This is a genomic window from Gillisella vitis (assembly GCF_021559775.1).
In the GTDB taxonomy this organism is placed as follows: domain Bacteria; phylum Pseudomonadota; class Alphaproteobacteria; order Rhizobiales; family Rhizobiaceae; genus Allorhizobium; species Allorhizobium ampelinum.
Window position 1 is genome coordinate 2,544,616 of record NZ_CP056047.1, and the last position, 25,145, is coordinate 2,569,760.

Below are 25,145 nucleotides of genomic sequence, written 5' to 3' on the forward strand. Positions count from 1 at the left end.
ATAGAACAGATGCCCATGAGATCAATGCGACAAGCCGCCATGCGACACATTGACGGATATCAAGATAGAAGGCCAGAAAACAAAAGCCCGGCAGGGATTTCTCCATGCCGGGCTTTTGCTTTGAGAGGCTGATGATTGGTTATTCGACCGCAAATGTCAGAAGCCGGGCCTGCTTGATCGCCGCATTGGCGGTCAACTGATCGAGCACAGCCTGTTCGACAGGACCATCGACATAGAGCAACGCAATCGCGTCGCCGGATTCCTTTTCGCGACCCAGCTGGAAGTTGGCGATGTTGACGCCAGCATTGCCAAGCGTGGTGCCCATGAAGCCGATCATGCCGGGAACGTCGGTGTTGGAAATGTAGATCATGTGCGGACCGACATCGGCGTCGAGATTGATGCCCTTGATCTGGATGAAGCGCGGCTTGCCATCCGAGAATACCGTGCCAGCAATCGAACGGGTCTGCTTTTCGGTTGTCACCGTCAGCTTGATATAGCCATCGTAAACGCCGGTCTTGTCGCGCTTGACTTCGGAGAGGACAATGCCCTTTTCCTTGATCATGATCGGTGCCGACACCATGTTGACATCCGAAACCTGGGCGCGGATCAAGCCTGCCAGCAGCGCAGAGGTCAGCGCCTTGGTGTTCATGGTGGCCGTCTGGCCATCATAGAGGATCTCGATTTCCTTGATGGCACCATCGGTGACCTGGCCGACGAAAGCGCCGAGAACATCAGCCAACCGAATGAACGGCTTCAAAAGCGGTGCTTCTTCGGCAGTGATCGAAGGCATGTTGATGGCGTTGGAAACCGCACCGTTGACGAGGTAATCCGACATCTGCTCGGCCACCTGAAGGGCAACATTTTCCTGCGCTTCCGTGGTGGATGCGCCCAGATGCGGGGTGCAAACCACGTTTGGCAGGCCAAACAGCGGGCTTTCCTTGGCAGGCTCAACTTCGAACACGTCGAAGCCAGCACCGGCAACATGTCCGGACTTGATGGCTTCGGCCAAAGCGGCCTCATCCACCAGACCACCACGGGCGCAGTTGATGATGCGAACGCCGGGCTTGGTCTTGGCGAGGTTTTCCTTGCCGAGAATGCCACGGGTCTTGTCGGTCATGGGTACGTGCAGGGTGATGAAATCGGCCTGGGCCAGCAGCTCGTCCAGCTCAACCTTTTTCACGCCCATTTCCTGGGCGCGTTCAGCCGACAGGAAAGGGTCGTAAGCGATGACATGCATGCCCAGACCAATGGCCTTCTTGCAGACAATACCGCCGATATTGCCGGCACCGATCACACCCAGCACCTTGCCGGTGATTTCAACGCCCATGAACTTCGACTTTTCCCACTTGCCAGCCTGCGTGGAGGCATCAGCAGCAGGCAGCTGGCGGGCGACGGCGAACATCAGCGCAATGGCATGTTCAGCGGTGGTGATGGAATTGCCGAACGGCGTGTTCATCACAATGATACCACGGCGCGAGGCAGCCGGAATATCAACGTTATCAACGCCGATACCAGCGCGACCGATAACCTTGAGGTTGGTGGCGGCAGCAATCAGCTTTTCCGTGGCCTTGGTGGCCGAACGGATGGCCAGACCATCGTAATTGCCGATGATTTCAGCCAGTTTGTCTTTATCCTTGCCGAGCTGCGGCTGGAAATCCACTTCAACGCCGCGATCGCGGAAAATCTGGACGGCGGTTTCTGACAATTCATCAGAGACGAGAACGCGAGGTGCCATGACGAGGCCTCCTAAAAGAGTTCGTTTTTTAACGAGCATGAATGGGGAAATAGGCCTCACATCATTGCGAGGCCAGATAGGGCTTTAAGCAGCAGCCTTGGAAAGCGTTGCCTTCTGGGTCTGGTAAGCCCAGGTCAGCCACGGCATCAGAGCCTGCATGTCGGCGGTCTCAATGGTGGCACCGGCCCAGATGCGAAGGCCAGCAGGCGCATCGCGGTAAGCACCGATGTCATAGGCCACGCCCTGCTTTTCCAAAAGCGTTGCAATGCCCTTGGCAAAAGCGGCCTGCTCTTCAGCGGGCAGCGCCAGAACCTCTGGATCGGCAATGGTCAAGCACACAGATGTGTTGGAGCGGGTCTCGTCAACCTGTGCAAGATTGGCAATCCAGTCATTGGCAGCCACGAAATCGAAGATCACCTTGGCATTGGCATCAGCGCGGGCAATCAGGGTTTCCAGACCGCCAATCGACTTCGCCCAGTTCAGCGCATCCAGATAATCTTCAACGCAAAGCATCGATGGTGTGTTGATGGTTTCGCCCTTGAAGATGCCTTCAATCAGCTTGCCGCCAGAGGTCAGGCGGAAAATCTTTGGCAGCGGCCAAGCCGGTGCGTAAGTCTGAAGACGCTCAACAGCGCGTGGGGAAAGGATCAACATGCCGTGACCGCCCTCGCCGCCCAGAACCTTCTGCCAGGAGAAGGTGACAACGTCGAGCTTGGAGAAATCCATGTCCTGCGCAAATGCGGCAGAGGTGGCGTCGCAAATGGTCAAACCCTTGCGATCAGCGGGGATGAAATCAGCATTGGGAACGCGAACGCCCGAAGTCGTGCCGTTCCATGTGAAGACCACGTCGCGGTCGAAATCAACATCGGCAAGGTTTGGCAGCAGGCCGTAATCGGCATTGAACTTGCGAACATCAGCAAGCTTGAGCTGCTTGACCACATCAGTCACCCAGCCAGCGCCAAAGCTTTCCCAAGACAGCATGTCCACGCCGCGTTCACCCAGCAAGGACCAGAGCGCCATTTCAACAGCGCCAGTGTCAGATGCGGGAACGATACCAATGCGGTAATCGGCAGGAACGTTCAGAATTTCACGAGTGAGATCAATGGCCAGCTTCAGCTTGTCTTTGCCAACCTTGGCGCGGTGCGAACGACCGAGCGGGGCATCGCTGAGAGCGTCGAGTGCCCAACCGGGGCGCTTCGAGCAAGGGCCAGACGAAAAATTAGCATTTTCCGTACGTACAGCGGGTGCAGTAATATCAACCATAGCAAACTACCCTTCCAGGTATATGGCCTCTCGTTGGGGAGAGGTGTCCCGCCGTCGTTGCTAATCGAGTTCCCGATTTTCGTCAAGCACCTTTTGTCGATAAAGCAACGACAGAATGCCTCAGGCGGCTCTTGACTGAGATCAACTGCTGGTCAGCAATTCCATGCAAGATCAACCCAGATTTACTCCCAGGATCTTGAGGTTCAAAATGACGATTGAGACAAGTTATTCCCCCGCCACCAGCCCGGTTAAAACCCGTTTCATTTTGCCCATCATGGGAAAATTCTATGAAAGCTTTGCCGAGCCCCTGGCATTTACAGCCTTCCGGGTTGCCATCGGCGCCATGCTTGTCATCGAGGGCTATCCAAAAATCATGGCGCCCATGGCCCAGATCGGCTTTGTAGAGAATCTTGGCTTCTACCCGGGCTGGCTCTGGTCGCCCATGCTGGCTGCCATGCAGTTTTTCGGCGGTTTCCTGATTGTAATCGGACTTCTTACGCGGCCAGTCGCACTCGCCAATGGCATCATGCTGGCCATCACCCTGTGGTTTCACATCAAGTTCCCCTACGGGCATGCGTTCCTAACGCAAGAAGGCATTGACGCCCTTAAAAGCGGCGCCACGTTGTTCACCCCAGAAGCCGTCAAGCGGCTTGCAGATGGCGGCACCATCTTTCTTGAACAGGTGCAGACCAAGGCCGAACTTGCTTCGCTGTTCTGGACCGGCGGTGCGCTGTTTTACGCGGCCTTCGGTGGCGGAGCGCTGTCGGTGGACAGGCTGCTGGTCAAGCGCGAATTCTGAGCAACGACATCGGGGGATGCGAGCGTCCTCTCCTCGACCGGACGAGCACCGAGAATCTGCCGCTGGCCCTTCACCGTGAAGGGCTGGACCAATTGAGCAACGAACCCCTTGGCCACCGTGCCGCTGATGCCGATATTGGTGCTGGGTCCGTGTTCGGGATTGTAATAGGTCCCGAATATCTGATCGAAAAGCACCAGGTTCTCGCCGTAATTGGTATTGCCTTCACGTAAAATCTTCGAATGGTGCCAGCGATGCAGGCGCGGTGTGCTGAACACGAAGTCAAGAATGCCGGTGCGCACTGCGACATTGCAATGAGTGAGGATACCGATGAAGGCAGTGGCCGCACCGACCCAGAGAAACACGGCGACGGGCGCGCCCAGCAGATAGAGCGGCAGCTGGCTAAGCGCCACCTTGAAAAGTGAATCCATCACATGGAAACGCCCTGTATTGACCACCCAGAGCCTGGCAACGCTGTGATGTAGCGCATGGAAACGCCAGAAGAACAGCCGTTCATGGGCAATACGATGTGCCCAGTAAAGACCGAATTCAGCAACGACCAGCCCGAGAACCACCTGCAAGGCCATGGGCAGGCCGGTTGGCCAAAGGTGAAATTCCAGCGCCGTCAGCGGTTGCAGCACCCGGGCAGCGGCCATCGGGAAAATCACCGTCAGACCCGATAGAAACTCGACCAGTCCCTTGGTCAACAGCGTATGGGCGACGTCGTTGACGGTCTCGCCATCGCCTTCCAGCCAGGTCAGCTCATAAGGCAGGAACCGCTCGCTGAGCGCCAGAAGACCGAAAGCACAGAGATAGACGGCAACGAAGCCAAGCAGCGGATGAGAACTGGAAAAAGCGAAATAGGAGCCCGTCAGCCCGAACACGAACACGCCCGGCCACACCAGGAAGGAAGCGAGTATTTTCATTTTGACCGTTCAAAAAGATTGACAGTGGTGATGTAAATCCGGGCAGAAAAGCCCATTGACGGATGAGATCCTTCGCCAAGCAGCCGTTCCTGTGCTGTTAGCTTTATGGGACAGTGCTGGAAATGCAAGGGGGCAGGCAGTTATGAAAAACAACAAAAAGCCGTGCGTCCTTTCGAATGCACGGCGCTTTTTCAAAATCGATCCGGTTCTATCCAGACCAGCAGGCATTCACAGGCGGTAAGCCCGATCACTTATACACGAGAGGTGGCGGCTCATAGGCGACCGGCGTCGGGCAGCCACCGAACTGATAGCGAGCGCCGACATGCAGGTCGTGGCTGTAAAAGCCCTTGTCACTGCCGGGACCGCCATTGGCCTTGTAGCCAAACATGCTGCCACCCGTCGTCTGGCGGAAGCGGTAGCCGATATCGGCTTTCCAGTCGCAGGTGAGATCAATGGAGGTGCCAACCATCAGCTGATAGGCAAAGCGCCAGCTACCCCGGCCGCCATGTTCTTCGCTGCCATCGCAACCACTGCCGTCATCGGCACAGGAGGTGTTCTTCAGCTTGTCCCACTTGACGTAGGATCCGCCGATACCTGCGCCAACATAGGGCGTGAACGAGGCATAGGTGCCGAGATCCACATAGGCATTGGCCATCAGCGTATAGGCCTGCAAGGAGGACAGGTCACGCGAGGTACAAGCGCTTGACACACCACAGGATCCACGGGTCGAGCCAGTGAAATCCGACTTGCCGAGATAGTCGAAGGTTACATCGGTGCGCAGATGACTGTTGATCTGGTATCCGACACCAGCGCCCAGCGTATAGCTGTTATCGAGATCATGCCGGTCGAAACTGGCCTGATTGGCATTGGAGCCCTGGTAGAACTTCGCGCCGCGCAACTGGTTGAAGGAATAGCCGATATCGCCACGCAGATACCAGCCGGACGTATCGGCAACCCGCACTTCGGGAGCGTCCTGCGGCGGCGGTTCTGGCTGATAGACGTCGGCGGCGCTTACCGGACCGGCCAGAATGCCGGCGGCAAACAGTGCCAATAGATGTCTTTTCATGAGAAAGGCCCCAAAATCAAAGGATGACGGGGCCATGCCCCCAGGTTTCAACCGTGGATAATGAAGGGCAAAGGTTAAGACCTCATTAAGCCTGTTGCTTAACCATGCCGCGATCGCATTTAGGCCTCTACCACGCCGTCACGCCGCTTCGCATGCCTGACGCTGCAGATCGGCAAACAGCCGAACCGAGGTCAGCCGCGCCTCAATATCGTGGATCGGCATGGAGACGATCACTTCATCGGCGCCGGTATTTTTCAGAAAGCGAGATAGCTTTTCAGCCGCTGTCGCCGGGCCGCCGACCACAGCATGTTGCAGCGTATGCTCGACGCCAAAGCGCTCCATCTCGCTCCACACGCCCTCCATGGTCTCGACCGGGCGAGGAAACTGGCTGCGCACATTGCGCCGCAGGTTGATGAATTGCTGCTGGGCGGAGGTAAACAGACGCCGTGCCTCCTGATCCGTTTCGGCGATAGCGCCCATCACGCCGACGATCATATAGGGCTTGTCGAGCGCCTCTGAGGGCTGGAAGCGATCACGGTAGATCGAGATCGCCTCAAACAATTGATCCGGGGCGAAATGCGACGCAAAGGCATAGGGCAGACCCAGCGCCGCCGCCAGATGGGCGCTATAGAGACTGGAACCCAGCAGCCACACCGCCACATCGCTATTCACACCGGGCACCGCAATCAGGCTGCCATCCCCAACCGGCGGCCCCAGCAGCAATTGCAGCTCCTGAATATCCTGGGGGAAGTTATCCACGCCCGCCTCCATATTGCGGCGCAAGGCGCGGGCTGTGCGCATATCGGTGCCGGGCGCCCGTCCGAGACCCAGATCGACCCGGCCCGGAAACAGCGCCGCGAGCGTGCCGAATTGCTCAGCAATCACCATCGGCGCATGATTGGGCAGCATGATGCCCCCGGAGCCAATGCGAATCCGCTTGGTCGCCGCCCCGACATGGGCAATGACAATTGCGGTCGCCGCGCTGGCAATGCCCGGCATGCCGTGATGCTCGGCCAGCCAGAACCGCGTATAACCATGCTCTTCAGCCGCAACGGCCATGCGCCGCGAGGCCGAAAGCGCATCCGACACGCTCTGCCCTTCAGCGATGGGCGAAAGGTCCAGAATGGAAATCGGCACGGTTTTTCCAGATGTCATAAAGCGCGCTCCAGATGTGAATATATCACTTTATTTATGTAATCCTGACGCGAATACCAGAGGAGGAGAGCGGAAAGGCGCGATCACATCTTTGCGCGACAGGCTTGGGGAACAGGCGCAAGCGAATGACTAATCCACAGTGAATGTTTTTGTTTTGTTCACTTTTTGCTGGCACATCTGGCGCGAAAAGGATTAGGATTTTTCCATGACAAGCGCGATTCGCATTATCGGTATCGATCCTGGCCTGCGCCGCACCGGCTGGGGCGTTATCGAGACGTTGGGCAATTCTTTGCGCTTCATCGCATCGGGTACAGTCATGTCCGATGGAGACATGGATCTGGCGTCCAGACTGTGCCAGCTGCATGATGGGCTGGCCGATGTGGTGCATCTCCACCAGCCGGATGAAGCGGCGGTTGAACAGACCTTCGTCAACAAGGATGCCGTCGCGACACTGAAGCTCGGCCAGGCGCGTGGCATCGCCATGCTGGTGCCTGCCCGTGCCGGATTGCCGGTGGCGGAATATGCCCCGAATGCGGTGAAGAAATCGGTGATCGGCGTCGGCCATGGCGATAAGCAGCAGATCCATATGATGCTGAAGATCCTGATGCCGAAGGCCGAATTCAAGGGCAATGATGCAGCCGATGCCTTGGCCATCGCCATCTGTCACGCCCATAATCGCGGCGGTGAGCGGATGCGCCGGGCGCTGGCGGGATAATCACTCTTTTCATTGGATATGGCATATGATTGGCAAGCTCAAAGGCACCATTGACGAGATCGGCGACGACCATGTGCTGGTCGATGTGCACGGCGTCTGTTACGTCGCGCATTGTTCGTCCCGCACCCTGGCGCGGCTGGGGTCTCCCGGTGAAGCCATCGTGCTGTTCATCGAGACCTATGTGCGCGAGGACCAGCTGAAATTGTTCGGCTTCATGAGCGCGCTGGAGCGGGAATGGTTCAATCTCCTGCAAAGCGTCCAGGGCGTCGGTGCCAAGGTGGCGCTGGCGATTTTGGCCACCCTCACCCCTTCCGAACTCGCCAATGCCATCGCTCTCCAAGACAAACCCGCCATTGCCAGAGCCCCCGGCGTCGGCCCGAAAGTGGCGCTGCGTCTTGTCACCGAATTGAAGAACAAGGCTCCGGCCTTCACCGGGGATGCGGGAAGCGCCATAGGTCTCAAGCAGGAGCTTGGCGAAGGCGTTGCCTCCGCCCCGGTTTCCGATGCGGTGTCAGCCCTGACCAATCTCGGCTATTCCCGCGACCAGGCCGCCAACGCCATCGCCGCCGCCTTGAAAAACGGTGGTGAAGGCGCAGATAGCGCGAAGCTTATCCGGCTGGGCTTGAAGGAGCTATCGCGGTGATTTCCTTGCCTTTGGCAGAATTCCTTACTATTGTGAAAAAGTAAGGAGATCGATATGGCGATTTACGACAGTACTATCACGTCGAAGGGACAGACGACGATTCCGGCTGAAATCCGGGATATGTTGGGTTTGAAGCCCGGCGACAAGGTCCGTTATGTCACTCAGGGAAATCGGGTCTACCTGCGTGTCAAAAATGGTAATGCCATGCAGCTTGCGGGATTGCTGCACGATCCGTCCCGCCCGCCGATGTCTCTGGAAGAGATGGATGCGGCCATAGGCGAATCGCTCGCAGAAGACGACAGGAGAATTACGCGTGATTGGCATAGACACAAACGTGCTTCTGAGGTTTCTTCTGGCGGATGATCCCGAGCAATTCGAAGCGGCAAAAAACTTCATTTCCAAACGGTCGATGGACGATCCGGCCTTTGTCTCGCTGGTTGTCGTTGCTGAAATGGCCTGGGTTCTGAAACGCAGTTATCGTTTCACAAACGAAGATGTCACGAAGGTGCTGCGTCAACTTTTACCCTCGGAACAGTTTCTGTTTGAAGACGAAGATCGTCTCGACGCCATGATCGAGGACGAGATGTCACGCAATGACGACCTCTCCGACCGGATCATTGCCTATATTGCTGATCGCCACGGTGCCAGCCACACAGTTACCTTTGACCGAAAAGCCGCGAAAGCAATTTCTGGCATGGAACTCCTCACATGAGCGCTCAAAACCCTGTCCTCACCCCGGAAAAGCGCGGCGAAGACGTTGATTCGGCGCTCAGACCGCAGACCCTGGACGACTTTACCGGCCAGGCGGAGGCCCGCGCCAATCTGAAGATCTTCATCGAAGCCGCCAAGAACCGGGGCGAGGCGCTGGATCATGTGCTGTTCGTCGGCCCACCGGGCCTCGGCAAGACGACGCTGGCGCAGATCATGGCCAAGGAACTGGGCGTCAATTTCCGCTCGACCTCCGGTCCTGTCATCGCCAAGGCGGGGGATCTCGCCGCACTCCTCACCAATCTGGAAGAGCGCGACGTCTTGTTTATCGATGAAATCCATCGCTTGAGCCCGGCGGTGGAGGAAATTCTCTATCCGGCGATGGAGGATTTCCAGCTTGACCTGATCATCGGCGAAGGCCCGGCGGCGCGCTCGGTGAAGATCGACCTTTCCAAATTCACCCTGGTCGCCGCCACCACCCGGCTTGGCCTGTTGACCACGCCCTTGCGCGACCGGTTCGGCATTCCGGTGCGGCTGTCTTTCTATACGGTCGAGGAGCTGGAGCTGATCGTGCGGCGCGGCGCGCGCCTGATGGGCCTTGGCATGACCGATGACGGAGCGCGCGAAATTGCCAGGCGCGCCCGTGGTACGCCGCGCATTGCAGGCCGGCTGCTACGCCGGGTGCGCGATTTTGCCGAGGTCGCCCGCGCCCCTGCTGTGACCCGCGAGATCGCCGATGAGGCGCTCACGCGGTTGTTAGTGGACAATATGGGCCTTGATCAGCTCGACACCCGTTATTTGACCATGATTGCCGTCAATTTTGGTGGGGGTCCAGTCGGCATTGAAACCATTGCCGCTGGCCTGTCCGAACCGCGCGACGCCATCGAGGATATTATCGAGCCCTATATGATCCAGCAAGGTTTCATCCAGCGCACCCCCCGTGGCCGCGTGTTGACCGCGATTGCCTGGAAACATCTGGGCCTGATGCCGCCGAAAGACATGGAGGCCGCGCAGTTTCGCCTGACCCTTGAGGATGACGATTGATAACCAGACGGACATTTTTCAAGCTGCTGGCAGGCAGCGCCGCCGGTATCCTGTCGCTTGGCGGCTATGCTGGCGCGGTGGAGCCGTTGCTGCGGCTGGAAACCACCCGCTACAAACTCTCCCCACCCGGCTGGCCGAAGGGTCAAAGCCTGCGGATTGTCGCGCTTGCCGATTTCCATGCCTGCGAACCCTGGATGCCCGCCGAGCGGATCGCCCGGATTTGCGAATACGCCAACACGCTGGGTGGCGATGTCATCCTGCTGCTGGGCGATTACATGTCCGGCATGAAACTGGTGACAGGCGTGGTGCCACCAGAGCAATGGTCCAAAGCCCTGTCTGTGCTGAAAGCACCCTATGGCGTCCACGCCGTCTGCGGCAATCACGATTGGTGGCAGGATAGCGAGGCGCAGTTGCAACGCCTGCCAGAGACCATGGCCCATCGGGCACTGCGCAGCGTCGGTATCAATGCGATGTCCAACAGCGCGGTGCGGTTGGGGTCAGACGATCACCCCTTCTGGGTGGCCGGGCTGGAAGACCAGTGGGCATATCTGACCGGCAATCACCGGATGCGGGGATTAGACGACCTACCCGGCACGCTGGCCAAGGTGACAGACAATGCCCCGGTCATCCTACTGGCCCATGAACCGGATATTTTTCCCGCCGTGCCGGATCGGGTCTCGCTGACGCTTTCGGGCCATACCCATGGCGGACAGGTCAATCTGTTCGGCTGGACACCGGTCGTGCCATCGCGCTTCGGCTCACGCTATGTCTATGGCCATCGCGAGGAAGGTGGTCGCAATATCATCGTTTCGGGCGGACTTGGCTGTTCCGTCGCACCGGTCCGCTTCGGTTCACCGCCGGAAATCCTTGTCATCGATCTGGCATAAGGACGGGAACGTGCCCAAAGACAATCGCATTCGGATCAAGCAACAGAACCGCATCTTCCAGATGCGCATTGCCGGTCTGGCTTTTCGCAATGGACATGTGCTGGTGCATCGCGCCGTACATGAAAAATTCTGGACCTTTCCCGGTGGCCGGGCCGAAATCGGCGAGACCTCGCAGGAAACCTTGAGCCGCGAAATGGCTGAGGAACTCGGTGTCGAGGCCAGGATCGACCGGCTTTTGTGGAGCGTCGAAAACTTCTTCCACTACGAGGGCCGGGATTGGCACGAACTGGGCTATTATTACCTGATGCACCTGCCAGACACCCTGCCCTTCCATGAGACGGATATCATTCACCGCATCCAGGATGGAAAGAACGCGCTGGAATTCAAATGGGCAAAAGCCACCAAACAAGCATTGACCGCTCTTGATATCCCGCCTTATTTCATCGCCGACGAGATTGAAAACCTGCCCCAAACCTCCCGCCATCTGGTGTGGGATGATGGAAATCTGGACGACAAATGACCGTTGAGCGCCACATGATCCGGCTGGATAAAAAGCCGCAACTGTTCACCTTCCGGGTGGCGGGCGTGATCCTGCACAACGATCATCTGCTGGTGCAAAGAAGCGTCAATGAAAGCTATTGGGCCTTGCCCGGTGGCCGGGCGGAAATTGGTGAAACCAGCGAGCAGACAATTATCCGCGAAATGCAGGAGGAAATCGACCGCACGGTGCGCATTGAGCGCCTGTTGTTCACGACTGAGGTTTTCTTTTCTTTTGATGATTACCGCGCCCACGAACTGGGATTTTACTATCTCCTGAACATGGATGTGCCCCTGCCCTTCCACAGGGATGATGTTGTCCATCGCGTGGTTGATGGTCCGACCGAGGTGCTGTTTCGCTGGGTGCCAGCAACCGCAGCAGCCTTTGCAGCTTTTGATATCCGGCCAGCCTTTCTGGGCGACTATATGAACCGTTTGCCAGAGCGCGTTGAACACTTGATTGTGGATGAGGACAGCCATGCCCATTGATCCCTGCCGCATCTTTCGCAAGATGGCCCGCAACAACACCCTGGCCAATGCGAGATTGCTGGGTGCCTGCGCGCAGCTTCAACCGGGTGAGTTTGAAGCGCCGCGCACAAGTTTCTTCCCGTCGATCAAGGCAACGCTCAACCACATTCTGACCGTCGATTGGTTCTATGTGGATGCCTTGGAAGGCGGCACCCTTGGTCCAGCGGCCTTTGACAATGAGGAGCCTTTTGAAACTGTTGACACCTTGCACAAGGCCCAATCCGCTGTGGATCAGCGTCTTCTAACCCTGTGCGATGCTCTCACCGCCGACGCGCTTGCCCAAGACGTCACAGTGCATCGCGGAACGAGGCTGCAAATTGAACGGTGTGACGATCTTCTCTTCCACCTGTTCCACCACCAAACCCACCATCGCGGTCAGGTCCATGCGATGCTGACTGGCACCAGCGTCAAGCCGCCGCAGCTCGATGAGTTCATAACAGCGACGGATTTCCGCGACCGGGCCGATGACATGCAGCGACTGGGCTGGACAGAAGCCGATCTCGGTCATTGAAAAGGCAAACTATGACGCATGAATTTTCCATTTCCGGCCAGCTGATCGAAGGCGGCCATCGTCTCGTCCAGCGGGTCTATTATGAGGACACGGATTTTTCCGGGCTGGTCTATCACGCCCGCTATCTGCATTTCCTTGAGCGCGGACGCACTGATTATCTGCGCTGTCTCGGCTGCGAACAGAGCGAGCTGATCCATGCCGATGAGGAAGGGCTGGTTTTCGTCGTACACCGCATGGAGCTGGATTTCAAAAGCCCGGCGCGGATGGATGACATCCTTGTTATCGAGACGATCACCGAAAAGGCCGGGGGTGCCAAGATGGTGCTGCGGCAAACCATTAATAGCGGTGACCGCAGGTTGATAGACGCAAAAGTTGTGATTGCCGTCGTTAACAAATTTGGGCGTCCGCGCCGCCTGCCGGAAACAATCGCCGAGAAGTTCCTCGGTTTCACGCCCGGCTGATAACCTATCGTTAACAATAATGATGTCTTACTAACCTTGCGGTGCTTTGTGCGCCGCACGCCTTCCTTTGACCAAATTTAGCGGCAAAAAGGCAAGCTGGGTGCTTTGGGGATGGCGGATCGCGTTGATGAAACGCCACCGCGCCTATCGGCACATCAGTATATAATACCAGGTCTCGAAGATGCTGACGCATCCTCGACTTGAAGAATTGAAAATATCTCAAATGCATCAAAAGCTTGAGATATTTTCAAGGGGAATACGAAGGGTCATCTTCAATGAGCCTTCGTATAAGTGCATGATCGATCACACTGCCTGATGGTGCAGAGATGATTGCATAGAAAAACGAATTTGTTACAGCGTTGTTTGCGCAAGCCCGCGTGATGCGCAAATAAAGCTGTAAATCCGCCCGGTCTCTTTACGTCCGGGCGTCTGGATTTTAGGAACGGTAGCGATGGAACAAGTAGGATTGGCAGCCGCAAGCCACGACGTCAGCCTTTGGGCCCTGTTCATGCAGGCAGGCTGGGTCGTGAAAATCGTGATGATCGGGCTTCTGGGCGCCTCCGTCTGGACCTGGGCCATCGTCATCGACAAATATGTCAGCTTCGCCAAGGCGCGCCGCCAGTTCGACCAGTTCGAACAGGTGTTCTGGTCCGGCCAGTCGCTGGAAGAATTGTATCGCACGCTGGCAGAGCGCAACAATACCGGGCTGGCGGCCATATTCGTCTCCGCCATGCGGGAGTGGAAGAAGAGCTTTGAGCGCGGCGCACGCTCGCCCATTGGCTTGCAGATGCGTATCGACCGTTCGATGGATGTCACCATGGCGCGCGAGGCCGAACATTTCGAAGCCCGTCTTGGCTCGCTGGCCACCATCGGTTCGGCTGGTCCCTTCATCGGCCTGTTCGGCACGGTTATCGGTATCATGACCTCGTTCCAGGCGATTGCCGGTTCGAAATCCACCAATCTGGCGGTCGTTGCCCCCGGTATCGCCGAGGCGCTGCTGGCAACGGCGATCGGTCTGGTCGCCGCTATTCCGGCTGTTATCGCCTACAATAAATTTTCCGGCGAAGCGGGCAAACTGTCCTCGCGCATGGAAGGCTTTGCCGACGAGTTTTCCGCCATACTGTCGCGACAGATCGATGAGAAGCTCCAGCCTCGCCAGGCGGCGGAATAAGGCTCCAGTCTAGAACGACTGGGCAAGGTCGGCGAAAGGAATTGATCAGATGGGCATGTCGGTAGGAGCAAATGGAGGCGGCGGTGGCCGCCGCGGCAGCAGGCGCCGGGGCGGCAAGCGCGGTCCGGTCAGCGAAATCAACGTCACCCCGCTGGTTGACGTGATGCTGGTGCTGTTGATCATCTTCATGGTTGCAGCCCCGATGATGACGGTCGGCGTGCCGATCGACCTCCCGGAAACCCAGGCCAGCGCCATGAATTCCGATACGCAGCCGATCACCATTTCGGTCAATCCGGCTGGCGAAATCTATTTGCAGGAAAGCCCAATCCCGCTTGAGGAAATCGTTCCCAAGCTCCAGGCTATTGCAACAACAGGTTACAATGAACGCATTTATGTGCGCGGCGACACGGCTGCTGCCTATGGCACGGTCATGAAGGTCATGGCGCGCATTTCTTCGGCTGGCTACAAGAATATCGGCCTTGTGACCCTGCAAGAACAGGACAAGTGATCTTTCGAAATGAAAGGCAGTCTCGTCACATCTGCGATTTTGCACGCAACGCTGCTGGCCATGGCGCTGGTGACGATTAGCGCGCCTGCGCCCATGCAAGTCGCCGATGTCGAGGCCCTGCCCGTCGATATCGTGCCGATCTCGGAACTGACCCAGATCCAGCAGGGTGATAAAAAAGCGCCGAAGCGCGAAAAATCGGCACCCACCCCGACCAAGAAGCCGAGCACCGTTCAGAACGCGGAAAACATGGGCGACAACGAAGTCGACATGAAGACCCCGCCGACGCCGTCGAAAAAGCCGTCGCAGCAGGAAACCGCAGCAGCTCCTGAAAAGGTCGACAAGGTGTTGCCGACGCAGGACAACGAAACCAATGACGTCAAGGAAATTGCCAAGGAAGAGACGGCGGTAGCCCCTTCCAAGGAAGCCGTGCCGGTGCCGAAGGACGTGCCGACCCCGACGCCAGAGCCAAAGCCGGAACCACCGAAGCCAGAACCGCCAAAGCCGGAGGCCAAACCCGAGCCGAAGCCGGAAGCAAAACCCCAGGAAGTCGCCAAGGCCGAAGACATTCCGCTGCCGACCAGCGTTCCCCTGCCCGCGTCCAAGCCGAAGCCCGAGCCGCCAAAGCCTGCGGAGACCAAGACGCCTGAGCCAAAGCCAACGGAGGCCAAGCCGAAGACCGAGGCAGCCAAGGCACCGGACGTTAAAAAGGCTGACAAAAACCAGCAGGCGGCCAAGGCGAAATCCTCCAAGGAAAGCGATTTCAACGCCGATGAGATCGCAGCCCTGCTGAACAAGACCGATGCTGCCGGTGGCGGTGCCAAGCGCTCCACCGAACAGGCGGCGCTGGGCGGCAAGAAGACCACGGGCGGCTCGACACTCAGCCAGAGTGAAATGGACGCCCTGCGCGGCGCGATTCAGAACAACTGGTCGGTGCTGTCAGGCATGGGCGATGCCCAGGGCATGGTGATCCGCGCTCATTTCAAACTGGACGAGAGCGGCAATCTGATCGGCGAGCCGGAAGTGACGGCGACCGGCGGATCGCCCAGCGCCCAGCAGGTGATGATCTCAAGCGCGCGCCGCGCCATTCTGAAATCCGTGCCGTTCAAGAACCTGCCCGTTGAAAAATACGATGCCTGGTCCGAGGTTGTCGTCAACTTCGATCCAAGCGAATTCATGTAAAAGCGAATTCATGCCCACACGAATTCATGTAGAAGCTGAAAGGCTTGCCCTTATGAAGACATTCTCACTCCTGCGTATCCTGATCGTCCTCGTCGGCATGGCGGGCGCCTTTGCCACGCCGGCCATGGCGCTGGTCGAGATCAATATCAATAAGGGCAATGTCGAGCCGATGCCGATCGCCATTCCCGATTTCCTGTCGGCCAATGGCATCGGCGCGAAGATCTCGGCCGTGGTGGAGGCGGACCTCAAACGCTCCGGTCTGTTCGCCCCGGTCAATCACGGCGCCTTCATCGACAAGCAGATCAATCCCGATCAGGCGCCCAACATGCAGAACTGGACGGTGCTGAACGCCCAGGCCCTGGTGGTTGGTCGCATTACCCAGGAAGGCGATGGCCGCTTGCGCGCCGAATTCCGCCTGTGGGATACCTATGCGGGCCAGCAGATGAGCGGCCAGCAATTCTATACCCAGCCTGAAAACTGGCGTCGCGTCGCCCATATCATCGCCGACGCGATCTATGAGCGCATCACCGGCGAAAAGGGCTATTTCGATACCCGCATCGTCTTCGTGGCCGAAAGCGGCACCAAGACCGACCGCAAGCGCCAGCTGGCCATCATGGACCAGGATGGCGAAAACGTCCGCATGTTGACCAATACCGCCAATCTGGTGCTGACGCCGCGCTTTTCGCCGAACCGCCAGGAAGTGACCTATATGTCCTTCGAGGGCAACCAGCCGCGCGTCTACCTGCTGCAACTGGAAACCGGACAGCGCGAAGTGGTCGGCAATTTCCCCGGCATGACCTTCTCGCCGCGCTTCTCGCCGGATGGTCAGCGGGTGATCATGAGCCTGCAACAGGACGCCAACAGTAACATCTACACGATGGACCTGCGCTCGCGCACCACCACCCGGTTGACCAGCACGGCGGCCATCGATACCTCCCCGTCCTATGCGCCGGATGGACGCCGGATCGTGTTTGAGAGCGACCGTGGCGGACGCCAGCAGCTTTACGTGATGAATTCCGACGGCTCCGGCCAGACCCGCATTTCCTTTGGCGAAGGCTCTTACTCCACTCCGGTCTGGTCGCCCCGCGGAGACTTGATCGCCTTTACCAAGCAATCGGGCGGAAAATTCTCTATCGGCGTGATGAAGCCGGACGGTTCGGGTGAGCGGCTTCTGACCACCGGCTTCCATAATGAAGGCCCGACCTGGGCGCCGAACGGCCGCGTGCTGATGTTCTTCCGCCAGGCCGCAGGCTCAGGCGGACCGCAGCTCTATTCCATCGACTTGACCGGCTATAACGAGCAATTGGTCAAAACTCCGAGCTTTGCGTCCGACCCAGCCTGGTCGCCGCTTCTCGAATAGCACTTTCATCGCCTTCCGGCTCCCGCCGGAAGGCGATTGCATTTGATGACCGGTCGTGAATTAAGTAAAGATTAACCATGACCGTTTGCTTCTGGTTAACCAGGATTGATTAGAGTTCGGCAACCACGATTGACACCAGTGTCAATCGGCACTGCTCACACGGACCGCCCAACCGGCTGCCCACCATCACTGCACAATGACTGCCCCACACTACTTGCAAGGAGATCGGCCATGAGCCGCACTGTAACCCCGGTAATGAGCCGCATGCAAAAGCTTGCCAGCAACCCCGCCATTCTCGCTCTCGCCATGACGCTGGCGCTGGCTGGCTGCGCTTCCAAGAAGAACATGCCCAATAGCGCGTCCGAGCTTGGCCTTGGCGGCGCAGGTGCTGCAACACCCGGCTCTACCCAGGACTTCACCGTCAATGTCGGCGACCGGATCTTCTTCGATACCGACTCAACCTCGATCCGCGCCGACGCCCAGCAGACGCTGGACCGCCAGGCTCAGTGGTTGCAGCGTTATTCGCAGTATCCGATCACCGTCGAAGGCCATGCCGACGAACGCGGCACCCGCGAATACAACTTGGCGCTCGGTGCCCGCCGTGCCGCCTCCACCAAGGCCTATCTCGTGTCGCGTGGCATTCCGGCCAACCGGATCAAGACGATTTCCTACGGCAAGGAACGTCCGGTCGCCACCTGCGACGATATTTCCTGCTGGTCGCAGAACCGTCGCGCCGTGACGGTTCTCGGCGGCTCTGGAATGTAATTCACGAAATCGTGCCTGCATTCATGACAGAAACAGGGCGGTCTTCGGGCCGCCCTTTTGTTTTCTTCACACTTTGGCCGAACTCGGTTGCTTTTTGCAAAGAACAGAGAAAAGCTTTATTGGCAGACATCGCAGGCTTGACGGTCGATATTCGACAGCAAAGCCTGACGGGCGCACATCAATCGGGCAATAACACGGAAAACAGGAACCACATCGATGAAGAGACTTGTCGTGGCCGGGATGGTGGGAATGACTGCAATTCTCGCCCCCCCAATCCTCGGAGTCCAAGCGGGCAGCAGTGCCTTGGCCTTTTCGCTTTTCGAACGCCAGCACACGCCGCCAGCGCCAGTCAGCGACATGCCAGTGCAGCAGGTCCAGCAGCAGGGCAGTGACATCGTTCAAGTCCAGCAATTGCAGGACCAGATCCGCCAGTTGAACGGGCGAATCGAGGACATGAGCTACCAGCTGCTGCAAATGCAGGAAACCATCCGTAAGGCGCAGGAAGACAACGAATTCCGATTCCAGGAGCTGGAAAAAAAAAGAAGTGACGCAGGCTCCCCCGGCCAGACCAGCCCGTCGGTAGCGGCGCGCCAGCCGGCTGGTGGCAGTGACGGTGTTGGCCAGATCATCGGAGAAACCGCTGGCAGCCAGGCAACAAGCCCGGCTGGCGGCGGGCGCTCCGCTGCACCCGGTGAAATGACGCTTGGCTCGATCGAAATGGACAACAGCGGCAATCCGGTCGGCGCCAGCGTCAATGGTTCGGCAGGTTCCAACGCCAGCACCCTGCCGGGTACGGCACCTGCCGGTCAGAGCGGAACCAAAACCGCGTCGCTCGGCGGCGAGCAGGATCTCTATCAGATCGCCTATAGCCATGTGCTGTCGGGTGACTACAAGGCGGCGGAAGGCGAATTCCGCGATTTCATCAGCCGCTATCCGAAAAGCGGCAAGGCCGCCGACGCCAATTTCTGGCTGGGCGAAGCGCAATATTCGCAGGCTCGCTACAAGGATTCGGCTGAGACCTTCCTCAAGGCCTACCAGGGCTACGGAAAATCACCCAAGGCGCCCGAAATGCTGCTGAAACTCGGCATGTCGCTGGCTGCCCTTGACAACAAGGACACCGCCTGCGCCACCTTGCGCGAAGTGAACAAGCGCTATCCCGACGCCTCCAAGGCCGTGCAGAACAAGGCCGCCAGCGAGCAGAAGCGCCTGGCTTGCTGATGCCGCCCGACACCGGTTTGGACACACAGCTTCCGGGCCACGACCGACTGGGCGATTTCATGACGGACACTCTATCCGCCGTCCCTCCTGACGCCGCCATTGCCGCTTTCCTTGACAGAATAAACCACCCCTTGCGCCTTCTGGTGGCGATTTCCGGCGGAAGCGATTCGACCGGCCTGCTGCTTGCCCTGCATGAACAGCTGCAAGCCATGCCAGCCAAAACCGTCACCCTTCACGCCGCCACCATCGATCACGGTCTTCGCAATGGCTCCGCCGCAGAAGCCGAAACGGTTGCAGCGCTTTGCGCAACGCTCGGCATTCCCCATGTGATTCGCCGCTGGGTAGGCGACAAGCCGAAATCAGGAATTTCCGCCGCCGCCCGGGCCGCCCGCTACCGGCTGCTGGCCGAGATCGCCAAAGAGATCGGCGCTGCTGCCATCCTGACCGGCCATACCGCCGACGATCAGATCGAGACCATCGCCATGCGTGAGAAACGCAGTCGAAACCCTAGGGCGACCGGCCTTGCGGGCATGGCCAGCTCCGTCCTGTTTGAAAATTCTATCTGGATCACCCGACCGCTTCTGCGCTCGCGTCGCCAGACCATCCGCGCATTCTTGCAGGACCGTGGGCATGGCTGGGTCGATGATCCCAGCAATGACAACCCCGCCTATGAGCGCGCCCGTATCCGAGCCAACCTCTCAACGGACCAGCAGCCCGGCCTGCCCCAGAATGAGCGCCTGTCTCTGTCGCAAGGAGCCGCCGCTTTAGTCTCCACCCATGCCACCATGCCTCTGCCAGGACTTGTCGATCTCGATAATGCCCTGTTCGAGGCACCCCGTGCGATCCTTTGCCATGCCTTGCAGGCACTGATTGCAACTGTGGGAGGCCAGCCGCATGGGCCTGGGCAGGATGCGCTTGTGCGGCTCATCGCCCTTTGCGAACAGCCACCTGGCGCCAGGGTGACACTCGGTCGCTGCCTTGCACATCGTCATCGCCACGGCATCTATCTGGTACGTGAAGGGCGCAATCTGCCGCATGGTATTGTGAAACCAGGGGAGACTGTGCTGTGGGACGGCCGCTGGCACATCAGCAATATCGGCAGGGCGGAAAGCCGGGTGCAGCCGGGCGAAACCAAAACAGATCAGACGTCCCCCACCCTGGCCACCTCACCCCTCCCCGCCTCGTCCCTGCCCGTTTCACTGGCGGCGCTGGCCCGCCAATCTCTCCCCGGGATCGGTCCAAACCTGCACGCCACGCCTGTGATTGCCCCCTACCAGGGGTTTCTCCCGGGGTTCGACTGGCCGCTCGCCGTGGCTTTGGCGGGTCTTTTCGACGCACCAGGCTTTTTATCACCCTGTTTTTAAATCTTATTGACGGAAAACGAAGTCGGGGCCGCGCTTTGCCTTGGCAAGGCGCTTCAGGAAACCTATGTTACTGTCCGACGATACGGCGTTTTCATGCGCCGAACATTTTTTCTGGGGAGTTCGATGAACCCAAATTTTAGAAATCTCGCGCTGTGGGCGATCATAGCTTTGCTATTGGTCGCGCTGTTCAGCATGTTCCAGACGTCTCCGTCGCAAACAAGTTCCCGCGAGATTCCCTATTCGCAATTCTTGCGTGAAGTTGATTCGGGCCGTGTTCGCGACGTGACCGTCACCGGCAACCGTATCATTGGCAGCTATGGCGAAAACGGCGCCGCCTTCCAGACCTATGCTCCGGTCGTGGATGACAATCTGCTTGAAAAACTGCAAACCAAGAATGTGATGATCGTTGCTCGTCCTGAGTCCGACGGGTCTTCCGGCTTCCTCAGCTATCTCGGCACTCTGCTGCCCATGCTGCTCATTCTCGGTGTCTGGCTGTTTTTCATGCGTCAGATGCAGGGCGGTTCGCGCGGCGCGATGGGCTTTGGCAAGTCCAAGGCCAAGCTTTTGACCGAAGCACATGGCCGCGTCACCTTTGAAGATGTGGCTGGCGTGGACGAAGCCAAGCAGGATCTTGAGGAAATCGTTGAATTCCTGCGCGATCCGCAGAAATTCCAGCGTCTGGGCGGCAAAATTCCGCGTGGCGTGCTGCTGGTCGGCCCTCCCGGCACAGGTAAAACCCTGCTGGCCCGCTCGGTCGCAGGCGAGGCCAATGTGCCGTTCTTCACGATTTCCGGTTCTGATTTCGTTGAAATGTTCGTAGGCGTTGGCGCAAGCCGCGTGCGCGACATGTTCGAACAGGCCAAGAAGAATGCGCCTTGCATCATCTTCATCGACGAAATCGACGCCGTTGGCCGCCATCGTGGTGCGGGTCTCGGCGGTGGCAATGACGAGCGCGAACAGACGCTGAACCAGCTTCTGGTCGAAATGGACGGCTTCGAGGCCAATGAGGGGATCATCCTGATTGCCGCCACCAACCGTCCCGACGTTCTCGATCCAGCCCTGCTGCGTCCGGGCCGTTTCGACCGCCAGGTCGTGGTGCCAAACCCCGACATTATCGGTCGCGAGCGCATTCTGAAGGTGCATGCCCGCAACGTGCCGCTGGCTCCCAATGTCGATCTCAAGGTTCTGGCCCGTGGCACGCCCGGCTTCTCCGGTGCTGACCTGATGAACCTCGTTAACGAAGCCGCCCTGATGGCTGCGCGCCGCAACAAGCGCGTCGTCACCATGGCGGAATTCGAAGACGCCAAGGACAAGATCATGATGGGTGCGGAACGCCGTTCCTCCGCCATGACCGAAGCCGAAAAGAAGCTGACCGCCTATCACGAGGCCGGCCATGCGATTACCGCGCTAAACGTGCCGGTCGCTGACCCGCTGCATAAGGCAACCATCATTCCGCGTGGCCGCGCCCTTGGCATGGTCATGCAATTGCCGGAAGGCGACCGCTACTCCATGAGCTATAAGTGGATGGTGTCGCGTCTGGTGATCATGATGGGTGGCCGTGTTGCCGAAGAAATCACCTTCGGCAAGGAAAACATCACCTCCGGCGCGTCTTCAGACATCGAGCAGGCCACCAAACTTGCCCGCGCCATGGTGACCCAATGGGGCTTTTCCGATATCCTCGGTCAGGTTGCCTATGGTGAAAACCAGCAGGAAGTGTTCCTCGGCCATTCTGTCTCGCAGAGCAAGAATGTCTCGGAATCAACGGCGCAGAAGATCGATACCGAAGTGCGCCGCCTGATTGACGAAGCCTATACCGAGGCCCGTCGTATCATCACCGAGAAGCATGATGCCTTCGTTATTCTAGCCGAAGGCCTGCTGGAATACGAAACCCTGTCGGGTGAGGAAATCAAGGCGCTGATCCGTGGCGAAAAGCCAACACGCGACAGTGGTGAAGATGGCCCAACCCGCAGCTCTGCGGTTCCCTCCACCGGTAAGAAGGACGCGCCTAAGGGCGGCGAACCGGAAGCCGGACTGGAACCCCAAGCGCATTGATCCGCCAAGTCTCGTAAAAAGACCTTGATATCGGTCACAGAACGAAAAGCCGCCCTTTGAACGGGCGGTTTTTTTATGTGGTAACGGGTTATAATCAATGTTGACGGTAATTTAAGTGAATGCGCCGTTAAAACATGCGATGAGCGATGAATGAACGGCGGACGGCCTGCGCACATAGGCATTGCCGGTCAATGCGATGCGTAAAAACAAAGAAAGAGCATTTCGCGCGCTAAAGACGGCGAAAAAGCTTTGGACCTCAGGAGACATCATGACACGACGTTATTTCGGAACCGATGGTATTCGCGGACAGTCGAATGTCTTTCCCATGACGCCGGATCTCGCCATGAAGGTCGGCATTGCCGTCGGTACCATCCTCCGTCGCGGCCAGCATCGTCACCGGGTGGTGATCGGCAAGGATACCCGCCTCTCCGGTTATATGCTGGAAACGGCGCTGGTGGCCGGTTTTACCGCCGCGGGCCTGGATGTGTTTCTGCTCGGCCCGATCCCGACACCGGCTGTGGCCATGCTGACCCGCTCGCTGCGCGCCGATATCGGCGTCATGGTCTCGGCCTCGCATAATCCCTTTGCCGATAACGGCATCAAACTGTTCGGCCCCGATGGTTACAAGCTGTCCGATGAGCTGGAAGCTGAAATCGAAGCCCTGTTGAACCAGGAAGCGCCCCTCCCCTTGGCCAGGGCTGAGGATATAGGCCGGGCCAAGCGCGTCGATGGCGACATTTACCGCTATATCGAATTCGTCAAACGCACATTGCCGCGCGATGTCACGCTGAGCGGGTTGCGGATCGCCATCGATTGCGCCAATGGCGCCGCCTATAAGGTTGCGCCTCTGGCACTTTGGGAATTGGGCGCTGAAGTGGTGACCATCGGCAACGAACCGAATGGTCTCAATATCAATCTCGAATGCGGCTCCACCCATCCGGCAGCACTGCAGAAGAAAGTCCACGAGGTGCGCGCCGATATCGGCATCGCGCTCGATGGTGATGCCGATCGGGTGATCATCATCGATGAAACCGGTGCGATTGTCGATGGCGACCAGTTGATGGCGGTGATTGCCGAAAGCTGGGCCAATGACCAGACTCTCAAGGGTGGCGGCATTGTCGCCACCGTGATGTCCAATCTCGGCCTCGAACGCTTTCTGGGCGGCAAGGGCCTGACACTGGCCCGTACCAAGGTTGGCGACCGCCATGTCGTCGAGCATATGCGCCAAAACCATTACAATATTGGTGGCGAGCAATCGGGCCATATCGTGTTGTCGGATTTCGGCACGACCGGAGACGGCCTGGTTGCCGCCCTGCAAATTCTGGCAGCGGTGAAGCGCACCGGCAAGACGGTCAGCCAGATCTGCCACCGCTTCGATCCCGTGCCGCAATTGCTACGCAATGTCCGCATTTCCGGCGGCAAGCCGCTGGAAGACAGTTTCGTCCGCCAGGCCATTGCCGATGCCGAAAGCGAATTGGCCCGCAATGGCCGTCTGGTCATCCGCCCGTCCGGCACCGAACCGCTGATCCGTGTCATGGCCGAAGGCGACGACCGCAGCCAGATCGAGCGGATCGTCAACGACCTGATCGGCGTGATCGCCAACAGCCGCGAAGCGGCGTAAAACCTCACCTTTTCACCTGAAAAAGCCCGGCTAAATCCATAGCCGGGCTTTTTGCATTGCGTTCTTTTCTACGCTTTCAACAGCGCGGCATGGATTGCATCAAGCGGAAAGCCTTGCCATCACCTCTTCCGAAACCTCGAAATTCGAATAGACGTTCTGCACGTCATCGTCGTCTTCCAGCGTCTCGATCAGCTTCATCAGCGATTGCGCCTTGTCTTCATCAACAGGCACTGTGTTTTGCGGTTTCCAGATGGCCTTGACGGATTCGGCTTCGCCAAGCGTCGCTTCCAACGCCTTGGAGACTTCGTTCATGTCCTCAAAACCGCAGATGATCGTGTGGCCGTCTTCGTCGCTGGTCACGTCTTCCGCACCAGCTTCGATGGCAGCTTCCATCACTGCATCGGCATCGCCAACGCTGGCCTTATAGGTGATTTCGCCAACCTTATCGAAGGAGAAGGAAACCGATCCGGTTTCCCCCAGTGCCCCACCAGCCTTGGAAAAGGTCGAGCGGACATTGGAGGCTGTACGGTTGCGGTTATCGGTCAAAGCTTCGACAATCACCGCGACGCCGCCCGGGCCATAGCCTTCGTAGCGGACTTCTTCGTAATTCTCGCCATCGACGCCCGATGCCTTCTTGACGGCGCGCTCGATATTGTCTTTCGGCATCGATTGCGCCTTGGCATTCTGGATGGCCAGGCGCAGGCGGGCATTCATGGTCGGATCGGGCAAGCCAGCCTTGGCCGCCACCGTGATTTCACGGGCGAGCTTGGAGAACATTTTCGATCGCACGGAATCCTGCTTGCCCTTGCGATGCATGATGTTTTTAAACTGTGAATGGCCGGCCATGGCACCCCTGCGACATCTGATTTGTGGCATCCTGCGGCATCGGTCGTGATCCGTCAGGCGCGCTTTAACGCTCTCTCTTTGCTGCA

General features: G+C 58.3%; 26 protein-coding genes. 20 read left to right on the plus strand and 6 right to left on the minus strand.

Annotated elements, in window-relative coordinates:
* Positions 1–139 precede the first annotated feature (139 nt).
* Positions 140–1,735 carry a phosphoglycerate dehydrogenase gene (serA, locus tag AVCG78_RS12005; protein WP_071205096.1) on the minus strand — a complete coding sequence of 532 codons (1,596 nt, stop codon included), beginning with the start codon at positions 1,733–1,735 and terminating at the stop codon, positions 140–142.
* An 84-nt stretch (positions 1,736–1,819) separates the two neighbouring features.
* Entirely contained in the window at positions 1,820–2,998 is a 1,179-nt protein-coding gene (locus AVCG78_RS12010; RefSeq protein WP_071205097.1) for a phosphoserine transaminase, read from the minus strand.
* Between the two features lie 208 nt (positions 2,999–3,206).
* Here AVCG78_RS12010 and AVCG78_RS12015 point away from each other — a divergent pair, with 208 nt between their 5' ends.
* Positions 3,207–3,797 carry a DoxX family protein gene (locus tag AVCG78_RS12015; RefSeq protein WP_071205098.1) on the plus strand — a complete coding sequence of 197 codons (591 nt, stop codon included), beginning with the start codon at positions 3,207–3,209 and terminating at the stop codon, positions 3,795–3,797.
* Here the strand turns inward: AVCG78_RS12015 and AVCG78_RS12020 are convergent.
* The 3 genes from AVCG78_RS12020 to AVCG78_RS12030 form a co-directional block, all read right to left on the minus strand.
* Complete coding sequence (locus tag AVCG78_RS12020; protein ID WP_071205099.1) at positions 3,734–4,720, minus strand: sterol desaturase family protein; 987 nt, start codon at positions 4,718–4,720, stop codon at positions 3,734–3,736. The two genes, AVCG78_RS12015 and AVCG78_RS12020, sit on opposite strands and share 64 nt — an antisense overlap.
* A gap of 247 nt (positions 4,721–4,967) precedes the next feature.
* Positions 4,968–5,786, minus strand: coding sequence for an outer membrane protein (locus AVCG78_RS12025; protein ID WP_071205116.1), 819 nt, complete (start codon positions 5,784–5,786; stop codon positions 4,968–4,970).
* A gap of 138 nt (positions 5,787–5,924) precedes the next feature.
* Positions 5,925–6,941 carry an LLM class flavin-dependent oxidoreductase gene (locus AVCG78_RS12030; protein ID WP_071205100.1) on the minus strand — a complete coding sequence of 339 codons (1,017 nt, stop codon included), beginning with the start codon at positions 6,939–6,941 and terminating at the stop codon, positions 5,925–5,927.
* A gap of 205 nt (positions 6,942–7,146) precedes the next feature.
* Here AVCG78_RS12030 and ruvC point away from each other — a divergent pair, with 205 nt between their 5' ends.
* The 19 genes from ruvC (at position 7,147) to glmM (ending at position 24,213) form a co-directional block, all read left to right on the plus strand.
* On the plus strand, positions 7,147–7,656 hold the full coding sequence (ruvC, locus tag AVCG78_RS12035) for a crossover junction endodeoxyribonuclease RuvC (RefSeq protein WP_015917009.1): 510 nt from the start codon (positions 7,147–7,149) through the stop codon (positions 7,654–7,656).
* 25 nt (positions 7,657–7,681) lie between these two features.
* On the plus strand, positions 7,682–8,299 hold the full coding sequence (gene ruvA, locus AVCG78_RS12040; protein WP_015917010.1) for a Holliday junction branch migration protein RuvA: 618 nt from the start codon (positions 7,682–7,684) through the stop codon (positions 8,297–8,299).
* A 54-nt stretch (positions 8,300–8,353) separates the two neighbouring features.
* Positions 8,354–8,662 carry an AbrB/MazE/SpoVT family DNA-binding domain-containing protein gene (locus tag AVCG78_RS12045; protein ID WP_015917011.1) on the plus strand — a complete coding sequence of 103 codons (309 nt, stop codon included), beginning with the start codon at positions 8,354–8,356 and terminating at the stop codon, positions 8,660–8,662.
* Complete coding sequence (locus AVCG78_RS12050; protein ID WP_041697040.1) at positions 8,613–9,011, plus strand: PIN domain-containing protein; 399 nt, start codon at positions 8,613–8,615, stop codon at positions 9,009–9,011. The genes AVCG78_RS12045 and AVCG78_RS12050 overlap by 50 nt, the downstream gene beginning before the upstream one ends.
* Positions 9,008–10,051, plus strand: a complete 1,044-nt coding sequence (gene ruvB / locus AVCG78_RS12055; protein ID WP_015917012.1) for a Holliday junction branch migration DNA helicase RuvB — start codon at positions 9,008–9,010, stop codon at positions 10,049–10,051. The genes AVCG78_RS12050 and ruvB overlap by 4 nt, the downstream gene beginning before the upstream one ends.
* Positions 10,048–10,938, plus strand: coding sequence for a metallophosphoesterase (locus AVCG78_RS12060; RefSeq protein WP_071205103.1), 891 nt, complete (start codon positions 10,048–10,050; stop codon positions 10,936–10,938). Before ruvB ends, AVCG78_RS12060 begins: the two co-directional genes overlap by 4 nt.
* A 61-nt stretch (positions 10,939–10,999) precedes the next feature.
* Positions 11,000–11,458: an NUDIX hydrolase gene (locus tag AVCG78_RS12065; RefSeq protein ID WP_180216990.1), complete on the plus strand. Its 459-nt coding sequence runs from the start codon at positions 11,000–11,002 to the stop codon at positions 11,456–11,458.
* Positions 11,455–11,964: an NUDIX hydrolase gene (locus AVCG78_RS12070; RefSeq protein WP_071205105.1), complete on the plus strand. Its 510-nt coding sequence runs from the start codon at positions 11,455–11,457 to the stop codon at positions 11,962–11,964. The genes AVCG78_RS12065 and AVCG78_RS12070 overlap by 4 nt, the downstream gene beginning before the upstream one ends.
* On the plus strand, positions 11,954–12,514 hold the full coding sequence (locus tag AVCG78_RS12075) for a DinB family protein (protein WP_071205106.1): 561 nt from the start codon (positions 11,954–11,956) through the stop codon (positions 12,512–12,514). Before AVCG78_RS12070 ends, AVCG78_RS12075 begins: the two co-directional genes overlap by 11 nt.
* 11 nt (positions 12,515–12,525) lie before the next feature.
* Positions 12,526–12,975: a tol-pal system-associated acyl-CoA thioesterase gene (gene ybgC, locus AVCG78_RS12080; protein WP_071205107.1), complete on the plus strand. Its 450-nt coding sequence runs from the start codon at positions 12,526–12,528 to the stop codon at positions 12,973–12,975.
* A gap of 451 nt (positions 12,976–13,426) precedes the next feature.
* The gene (gene tolQ / locus AVCG78_RS12085; protein ID WP_015917018.1) at positions 13,427–14,146 is read left to right on the plus strand and encodes a protein TolQ; all 720 of its coding nucleotides are present in this window, start codon (positions 13,427–13,429) and stop codon (positions 14,144–14,146) included.
* 49 nt (positions 14,147–14,195) lie between these two features.
* Positions 14,196–14,654, plus strand: a complete 459-nt coding sequence (gene tolR / locus AVCG78_RS12090) for a protein TolR (RefSeq protein WP_015917019.1) — start codon at positions 14,196–14,198, stop codon at positions 14,652–14,654.
* A 9-nt stretch (positions 14,655–14,663) separates the two neighbouring features.
* Positions 14,664–15,833: a hypothetical protein gene (locus AVCG78_RS12095; RefSeq protein WP_015917020.1), complete on the plus strand. Its 1,170-nt coding sequence runs from the start codon at positions 14,664–14,666 to the stop codon at positions 15,831–15,833.
* A 52-nt stretch (positions 15,834–15,885) separates the two neighbouring features.
* On the plus strand, positions 15,886–17,193 hold the full coding sequence (gene tolB / locus AVCG78_RS12100; RefSeq protein WP_015917021.1) for a Tol-Pal system beta propeller repeat protein TolB: 1,308 nt from the start codon (positions 15,886–15,888) through the stop codon (positions 17,191–17,193).
* A 231-nt stretch (positions 17,194–17,424) separates the two neighbouring features.
* Entirely contained in the window at positions 17,425–17,958 is a 534-nt protein-coding gene (gene pal / locus AVCG78_RS12105) for a peptidoglycan-associated lipoprotein Pal (RefSeq protein WP_015917022.1), read from the plus strand.
* Between the two features lie 216 nt (positions 17,959–18,174).
* On the plus strand, positions 18,175–19,176 hold the full coding sequence (gene ybgF / locus AVCG78_RS12110) for a tol-pal system protein YbgF (protein ID WP_071584739.1): 1,002 nt from the start codon (positions 18,175–18,177) through the stop codon (positions 19,174–19,176).
* Positions 19,177–19,235: 59 nt separating this feature from the next.
* A complete protein-coding gene (gene tilS / locus AVCG78_RS12115) occupies positions 19,236–20,540 on the plus strand; it encodes a tRNA lysidine(34) synthetase TilS (protein ID WP_071584777.1) in 1,305 nt (434 codons plus the stop codon).
* A 123-nt stretch (positions 20,541–20,663) separates the two neighbouring features.
* Entirely contained in the window at positions 20,664–22,592 is a 1,929-nt protein-coding gene (gene ftsH, locus AVCG78_RS12120; protein ID WP_041698195.1) for an ATP-dependent zinc metalloprotease FtsH, read from the plus strand.
* A 268-nt stretch (positions 22,593–22,860) separates the two neighbouring features.
* On the plus strand, positions 22,861–24,213 hold the full coding sequence (gene glmM, locus AVCG78_RS12125; RefSeq protein ID WP_071204981.1) for a phosphoglucosamine mutase: 1,353 nt from the start codon (positions 22,861–22,863) through the stop codon (positions 24,211–24,213).
* A gap of 99 nt (positions 24,214–24,312) precedes the next feature.
* Here the strand turns inward: glmM and AVCG78_RS12130 are convergent, their stop codons facing one another.
* Complete coding sequence (locus tag AVCG78_RS12130) at positions 24,313–25,059, minus strand: YebC/PmpR family DNA-binding transcriptional regulator (RefSeq protein WP_015917027.1); 747 nt, start codon at positions 25,057–25,059, stop codon at positions 24,313–24,315.
* Between the last annotated feature and the right edge of the window lie 86 nt (positions 25,060–25,145).

What these genes read in the sequence shown, in the direction of transcription:
- serA (WP_071205096.1), bottom strand. Translation starts at nt 1,735, where the DNA reads ATGGCACCTCGCGTTCTCGTCTCTGATGAATTGTCAGAAACCGCCGTC.
- AVCG78_RS12010 (WP_071205097.1), bottom strand. Translation starts at nt 2,998, where the DNA reads ATGGTTGATATTACTGCACCCGCTGTACGTACGGAAAATGCTAATTTT.
- AVCG78_RS12015 (WP_071205098.1), top strand. Translation starts at nt 3,207, where the DNA reads ATGACGATTGAGACAAGTTATTCCCCCGCCACCAGCCCGGTTAAAACC.
- AVCG78_RS12020 (WP_071205099.1), bottom strand. Translation starts at nt 4,720, where the DNA reads ATGAAAATACTCGCTTCCTTCCTGGTGTGGCCGGGCGTGTTCGTGTTC.
- AVCG78_RS12025 (WP_071205116.1), bottom strand. Translation starts at nt 5,786, where the DNA reads ATGAAAAGACATCTATTGGCACTGTTTGCCGCCGGCATTCTGGCCGGT.
- AVCG78_RS12030 (WP_071205100.1), bottom strand. Translation starts at nt 6,941, where the DNA reads ATGACATCTGGAAAAACCGTGCCGATTTCCATTCTGGACCTTTCGCCC.
- ruvC (WP_015917009.1), top strand. Translation starts at nt 7,147, where the DNA reads ATGACAAGCGCGATTCGCATTATCGGTATCGATCCTGGCCTGCGCCGC.
- ruvA (WP_015917010.1), top strand. Translation starts at nt 7,682, where the DNA reads ATGATTGGCAAGCTCAAAGGCACCATTGACGAGATCGGCGACGACCAT.
- AVCG78_RS12045 (WP_015917011.1), top strand. Translation starts at nt 8,354, where the DNA reads ATGGCGATTTACGACAGTACTATCACGTCGAAGGGACAGACGACGATT.
- ruvB (WP_015917012.1), top strand. Translation starts at nt 9,008, where the DNA reads ATGAGCGCTCAAAACCCTGTCCTCACCCCGGAAAAGCGCGGCGAAGAC.
- AVCG78_RS12065 (WP_180216990.1), top strand. Translation starts at nt 11,000, where the DNA reads ATGCGCATTGCCGGTCTGGCTTTTCGCAATGGACATGTGCTGGTGCAT.
- AVCG78_RS12070 (WP_071205105.1), top strand. Translation starts at nt 11,455, where the DNA reads ATGACCGTTGAGCGCCACATGATCCGGCTGGATAAAAAGCCGCAACTG.
- AVCG78_RS12075 (WP_071205106.1), top strand. Translation starts at nt 11,954, where the DNA reads ATGCCCATTGATCCCTGCCGCATCTTTCGCAAGATGGCCCGCAACAAC.
- ybgC (WP_071205107.1), top strand. Translation starts at nt 12,526, where the DNA reads ATGACGCATGAATTTTCCATTTCCGGCCAGCTGATCGAAGGCGGCCAT.
- tolQ (WP_015917018.1), top strand. Translation starts at nt 13,427, where the DNA reads ATGGAACAAGTAGGATTGGCAGCCGCAAGCCACGACGTCAGCCTTTGG.
- tolR (WP_015917019.1), top strand. Translation starts at nt 14,196, where the DNA reads ATGGGCATGTCGGTAGGAGCAAATGGAGGCGGCGGTGGCCGCCGCGGC.
- AVCG78_RS12095 (WP_015917020.1), top strand. Translation starts at nt 14,664, where the DNA reads ATGAAAGGCAGTCTCGTCACATCTGCGATTTTGCACGCAACGCTGCTG.
- tolB (WP_015917021.1), top strand. Translation starts at nt 15,886, where the DNA reads ATGAAGACATTCTCACTCCTGCGTATCCTGATCGTCCTCGTCGGCATG.
- pal (WP_015917022.1), top strand. Translation starts at nt 17,425, where the DNA reads ATGAGCCGCACTGTAACCCCGGTAATGAGCCGCATGCAAAAGCTTGCC.
- ybgF (WP_071584739.1), top strand. Translation starts at nt 18,175, where the DNA reads ATGAAGAGACTTGTCGTGGCCGGGATGGTGGGAATGACTGCAATTCTC.
- tilS (WP_071584777.1), top strand. Translation starts at nt 19,236, where the DNA reads ATGACGGACACTCTATCCGCCGTCCCTCCTGACGCCGCCATTGCCGCT.
- ftsH (WP_041698195.1), top strand. Translation starts at nt 20,664, where the DNA reads ATGAACCCAAATTTTAGAAATCTCGCGCTGTGGGCGATCATAGCTTTG.
- glmM (WP_071204981.1), top strand. Translation starts at nt 22,861, where the DNA reads ATGACACGACGTTATTTCGGAACCGATGGTATTCGCGGACAGTCGAAT.
- AVCG78_RS12130 (WP_015917027.1), bottom strand. Translation starts at nt 25,059, where the DNA reads ATGGCCGGCCATTCACAGTTTAAAAACATCATGCATCGCAAGGGCAAG.